A 5,980-nucleotide genomic window follows, 5' to 3' on the forward strand; every position below is an offset into this window, starting at 1 on the left:
CCTTGCGAAGCTCGAAACGCAGGGTGCCGTCATCGCCAATGCCAAAGCTCCACGGCTTCATGGCATCGATCGAAAAGTCCCGTCCGGCATAGAACAAGGTATCTCGATCGAGGATGTGATGCCATGGAACCGGCAGAAGAGTCCCGATGCTCCTCAATCCACTCCTTGCAAGCAGTGAATGATGGGCCGAGACAATGCCGACACCCAGCAGGCAGCCGATCAGAGCGAATATAAAAGACACTGCGGATACGGTTTTTCGACGGGTCTTCATAGACTTGATGATGGACTATTTGTCATAGATTGCAATGAAGAGGCATCGCTATTCATCTGAAAGGGCTGTTTTCGTTATCTTCGTGGCTGAAACCACGCACACTGCCTCGGGATATTTGATCCCGGGATTTGATGGTGCACTCTTGTCGCCTACATGGAGGGATGCGCTGCCATGGGAACGGCACCGAGCCACAGTTACATCAAGATCAATCATCCCCGATCGAACGGACAGGTCGAGCGGATGAACCGCACCATCAAGGAAGCGACCGTCAAGCGCTTTCACTATGACAGCCATGACCAGCTGCGGCAGCACCTCGACGACCTCGTCTCAGCCGACAACTTCGGCCGGCGCCTGAAGACCCTAAAGGGTCTCACACCCTACGAATACATCTGCACTGGACAGCCGAGCTCAAACGCTTCAAGCTCGATCCAATCCACCAAATGCCGGGGCTGAACACCTAGGTTTAAATTCGGCCTCCGGCGAAGCTGCTACGATTGTCGGCTGCATTTACTTTCCCTTTGAGGTAATTCGAAGGCGTGAGTGCACTCAAAACCGATCAATGAGACTCTATGTCGTGCTTTCCGGAGAAGCACACCGGGACGCGCTTGCCCAATTTTACTCCCAGGCGGAAGTTGCTCTCGGAGATCGACTGGGGCCAAACGGTAGATAATGAGTGACATGAGAGCAAAGCCAGATTTGGACGGAATTCTCGCCCGCCAACCTAATCTAACCTCGGACGACGATGGCGCCTTCCTCCAGTCTTTGCCGTGGGAAGCCGCCACCCGTCAGCACCGCGAGCAGTCCGATGGCTTCATGCCTGGGATGGGTACGGATAGACTGCCTTCTGCCTTTACCCTTTCGGCCATGCTGGGACTGGTGCGGCGGCAATTCTGGCTGATTGTCGGCATCACTATCCTCATTTCTATTGTCTCCATTTTCATCGCGATACTGTTAAAGGAGCGCTACACGGCGACCACTCTGGTGATGCTGGACGAGAGAGGCGCTCGCCTCGTCGAGCTCACAACACCAAATGCACCGGGGGCGGATGGCGAGGTCGAGATTTTGCAATCTGACCATGTGGCGCAGCAAGTCGTCGAGCGCCTCGGACTTGACCGCGATACGGACTATGTGCTGCAGCCTGGGCGCCTCTCAAGGATCGTTGCCGCCGCCAAAGATCTCCTTCCGAGCCACACACCAGAAGAAGGTAGCACTTCTCGAGAGAAGGAAGAGGCGGCGGACGGCGCCATGTCCAAACCCATCTCAGATCGTATCTCTACGGCTATCCGGATTTTGCGGAAGAACGTGACAATCCGGCGCCGGGGGCTCACCGATGTCATTGCGATCGAGGTGACCACTGCGAACCCGCGAAGCGCCGCGCAGATTGCCAATTCCTATGCTGAAGTCTATCTTGAGCAACAGGTCGCCGCAAAGCTGGACGGCATTGAGCGCGCAGAGCAGGCGCTGTCGCGGCGGCTGAACGAATTGAACGAGGAGTTGAAGCGATCTGAAATGCAGGTCGGCTTACGGCAGGTCTATCAGGACAATCTCGCCCGTCTGAAAGTGATCTCGCAGCAGCGCGATACAGTCGGGCCTGATGCTCGCATTGCCTCGCGCGCTCGTGCTCCCGACGTTCCGAGCTTCCCGCCAAAGAGCCTGTTGGTAATGATCGGAACTATAACGGGCTTTGGCTTGGCGCTTGGCATTGCATATCTCCGGGATTCTCATGTCCGAGGGATTCAGACCGAGGAGGAGGTAGAACTCATCTCCGGCGTACCAAGTCTCGCGGCTCTCCCCGCCATGCCGAAATCCAAAACCAAGAATAGTCATCTGCCGGATGATGGTGTGGTGCGACCGCCATCGGCATATTCAGAAGGAATTCGCCGTCTTTATTTCAGCCTGCAACTGTCGATGGATCGAGGGCCGAAGCTGGGCTCTCTGCTCGTAACATCCGCCAATCCTGGCGAAGGAAAATCGACTTTGGCCTTGTCCCTAGCGCGTGCAGCGTCCATCGCGGGGTCGAGCGTCGTGATTGTGGATTGCAATCTACGTCGACCAGCGCTGCATGAGTTTCTTGGGCTGCCGAATGATAACGGCTTCGTAGATCTACTGGCTCATCCGGCGGCGATCCAGCCCATGCTTCAGGCCGATCCGCATTCGAGCTGCAGGGCCATGACGACTGGTAACATTGAGATGATCCAGCCCGAGCAGATCCTGAGAGTGGAAAAGCTTCAAGGCATCCTGTGCAGTCTCGCGGCGGAGTTCGACCTCGTTATCCTTGATGCGCCGCCGCTGGGACTGCACGCCGATGCGTTGATCCTTATGCAGGTCATCGACGCGGTTCTCTTCGTGGTGCGCGCTGGCGGTTCTGATCCGGCGGAGATCCGGTCGAGCCTCAGGCAACTACGCCGTTGTACCGATATGGATGTCTTCACTGTGCTGAATTTCACGTCAGGCTAGGACTAGTATGCAGATGTTCATGAACCCGTTTGATCGTCGCCGCGCGGCAATCACGCCGCGGCTCTGTCACAAGTCGGACAACTCGCATTCGAAAACACGGCTTCTCCGGTATGCCAAGTTTCTTGTTGTCCTCTGTGCAGCGATGTTCGTCGCCTGTCTCGCACCCCATAGCGCAAAGGCTGAGTATCTCCTTGGCAGCGGTGACACTCTAGATATTTCCATCTTCGGGCGGCCCGACCTAAACCGGCGCACCACAGTGGATCCGGACGGCAACATCTCTCTACCACTTGTCGGCGAGGTCTTGGCCTCAGGTCTATCGCTGGCGGCCTTTCGTGCCAAGCTGAAAAATTTGATGGCGACCAGCGACTTGGTTCGCGGGGTGGACGTCATTGTGGATCTTGTTGAGAACCGCCCCTTCTACATCTACGGATATGTGACGAACTCCGGCGCCTATCCTTATCGGCCAGGAATGACCGTGCGCCATGCCCTGGCTCTGGCCGGCGGCTTCAATGCGGCACGGTCCTCAATCAGTAGTATCACGCCCCTCACCAGTGCCGACCTGCGCGGCCGGTACAAGTTGCTAATGAGTGAGCTTGCCAAAGCCGAGGTGCGGGTCGCGAGCTTGCGCGCCGAGGCGGCAAACAAGACCGAAATCGGTCAAAGCGTGCTAAGTGAGAACTCGGCTCCGCGAAACGTAGTCACGGAGCTCGTCGATCTAGCGAAGCAACACCTCTCGAGCACCGATGCCGAGCGGAAGAAGGAACTGCAACATCTCCGCCGAGCACTAGAAATGGCCGATACTGAGCTTGAGTCCCTTGTTCGGGGTCAGATACAGGATCAAGAGGCCGTTAGGCAGCAGGAGGATGAGCTAAACAGGATCGCGGAACTCAACCGCAAGGGGTTGGCGAGTATGGCGCGTGTCTCGGATGAGCAGCGCGCTGCCGTTCTGCTAAAGAGCCGTGAGGCTGATACGGCAGCGCGCCTGTCCCGTGCTCGGCAGGCGCGAGAAGAGCTTTTGCGCAAGATTGAAAGGGTCGATGACCGTCAGCTCAGGATCCCGCGCGAACTGCAGGATGCTCTCGTCGCGCTTGAGGGAATCCGCACGCAAATAAAGGCTGTCAGCGAACAAATCATCATGTCTGGCAATATGGGGGCCCAACTCACCAGTAGCGAAGTCGACGGACCGAACCTTACGATTTTTCGCAAGAAGGACGGAGCACAAATCAAAATCTCGGCTACTGCAGATATGGAGGTGCAACCTGGCGACGTGGTGGAAGTTAAGATGAACATCGATTTGCTCCGCAGCGCACTCGGAAATTAGACTCCTTCCTGAAGAAATTACGCGAAGGTGGCACAATAGGGTCCTCATACGTGGTCGCCGCTGCGCTGTTCCCGCGATTGTATTGGGCTCCTGATCTGGCGGCGTGCGTCCGTCGGCGATTTTCCTGCCCACCGCTGGAATGCATGAACGAAGGAACTCGCTTCCGTATAGCCGAGCAGCCACGCGATCTGAGAGATAGACAGGTCGTTGTTCTGAAGATAACGGCCGGCGAGATCGAAACGGAGTTCATCACAGATAGTACTGAACGTCACACTCTCGTCTGCGAGGCGCCTGGAAAGGGTCCGCGGGCTCATGCCGAGATCGCGTGCGATGTTGGTGATGTTGACAGTTCCATGGGGTAGGCGTGGCGTTATGGCATTCTCCACCCGAATTCTGAGCGGATTGCGCCGAAAGTGCCACCTCGCAAGGGCCGCCTCGTAATCATCTACCAAAAATTTGTTAAGATAGGGATCCTCTGTAACCAGAGGCAAATCCGCTGCCTGTATATCGAAGGAAATGCGGTCGATCGTAGCGCCAAAATTGAGGCTGCATCCAAAATGGCGCTCCATTTCGGAAAAGTCGCCTTGGTGATGGTGAACGAAGCCAGCATAGGTCGGAACAAGCTCGCGGTTCGTGAAGAGGCGGCATTTCCTGAGGGTACACGTTACCCAGAATTCCATCTCATGCTGATCGAGATGTCGCGCTACGCCAATATATTCGAAGTCGATGTCAAAGGTATGCGTCTTCTGATATGAGATCTGAAGTCCCTCATCAATGATGAAGCTGTAGCGGGCCTCACGGGCGATCGCATCAGAGAGGCGCTCGGACGAGGCTATCACGTAATAGTACAGGCCGAGTTCACGAATATCGAAGTCTTGGGCGATATGAAAACCAAGAAGAGTATCACCAAGGGTTTCGGCTACCATGTTAAGAAAGAGAATCTGGCTGCGAACGCTGACGCGAATGTTCGGCTTAGTCATCAGCATTTTGGGAAGACCCGCTCTTTTGAGCAGTGGGTCGACATCAACACCATGCTGAAGTGCACGTTCCGCTGCAAGTCTTGAGAGCACTCCGATAGCAGTTGGGAGTGTCATGAGACCTTTCCGTCCAGGATGGCCTACTTTCCCCTGTGGCATCGATGTCGTCCTGCCGCGGATGCAGAAGTATCCGATGCTTGGTGGATCTTGGCAAGGCTCAGCCCATCAGGAAGATAATTTTCTCAGATAGCGCGAGGAGAGGCGCTGTCTCTCAAGCAGGCCATTCGGTGCCCGTAGAGTGGAGTCTGGAGCGAGGTGACTAATCCCGCGAGCGCCCCGACGAGGCGCGGATGGGCGCCATCTTTAAAAGCACAAAAAGAGCGGCCCCTACCCGTGCTGGGGCCGCTCCTAAAATTAATTGCAAGCCTTAGAGGATATAAAAATCCGCTGCCGTCAGCTTCAGGTTCGGCGCAAGCGTCGCGAACTTGATCTGAGCACGGTAGCCCGTGCCATCGGCGTCGTAAGACAGGTCGCCGGTAGTGGCATTGTAGATGATGCGGTCGTCGCTATCGAGCGCCTTGGAGCCGACCCGAAACTTCCCACTGGCCAGATTGCCCCAGGAGCCGACCTGGCCCATGACGGCATTCTCCAGGTGGATCGTATCGTACAGAGGGTCGAAGTCCGTGATCTTGTCGACGTTGGTGGACGCGTTCAGCGTGGTGTTGAACACGAAAATGTCGGAACCCACACCACCGCTCAGGACGTCGTTGCCGGCGCCGCCGTTGATCTTGTCGTTGCCGCCAAGGCCGCTGATCGTGTCGGCATTCGTGGTTCCATTCAGGACATCATTGCCACTCGTGCCGTTAATAGTGCCGATCGGAGTCGGACTAGGCGTTGGACTAGGCGTGGTGCCCGCCGAACCATTGATTGACAGATCCTTGTAGTTGATGGCGA

The 5,980-nt window shown here is 56.2% G+C and carries 4 protein-coding genes and 1 pseudogene; 3 read left to right on the forward strand and 2 right to left on the reverse strand.

From position 1 onward, the window contains the following. Window positions 1-472 precede the first annotated feature (472 nt). From AA309_RS27230 to AA309_RS27240, 3 genes and pseudogenes are all read left to right on the forward strand, one after another. A pseudogene (locus AA309_RS27230) lies at window positions 473-732 on the forward strand (integrase core domain-containing protein); the annotation flags it as partial. Between the two features lie 217 nt (window positions 733-949). Beyond that, complete coding sequence (locus tag AA309_RS27235) at window positions 950-2,728, forward strand: polysaccharide biosynthesis tyrosine autokinase (protein ID WP_047192168.1); 1,779 nt, start codon at window positions 950-952, stop codon at window positions 2,726-2,728. Between the two features lie 19 nt (window positions 2,729-2,747). Beyond that, complete coding sequence (locus AA309_RS27240) at window positions 2,748-4,049, forward strand: polysaccharide biosynthesis/export family protein (RefSeq protein ID WP_160310555.1); 1,302 nt, start codon at window positions 2,748-2,750, stop codon at window positions 4,047-4,049. A 44-nt stretch (window positions 4,050-4,093) separates the two neighbouring features. Here AA309_RS27240 and AA309_RS27245 read toward each other — a convergent pair whose 3' ends face one another. Next, window positions 4,094-5,143: an AraC family transcriptional regulator gene (locus AA309_RS27245; protein WP_160310556.1), complete on the reverse strand. Its 1,050-nt coding sequence runs from the start codon at window positions 5,141-5,143 to the stop codon at window positions 4,094-4,096. Between the two features lie 310 nt (window positions 5,144-5,453). Then, on the reverse strand, window positions 5,454-5,980 hold a 527-nt coding region (locus tag AA309_RS35510), incomplete at its 5' end, for a M10 family metallopeptidase C-terminal domain-containing protein (protein ID WP_047192171.1).

This window comes from Microvirga vignae, from assembly GCF_001017175.1.
GTDB classification, from domain to species: domain Bacteria; phylum Pseudomonadota; class Alphaproteobacteria; order Rhizobiales; family Beijerinckiaceae; genus Microvirga; species Microvirga vignae.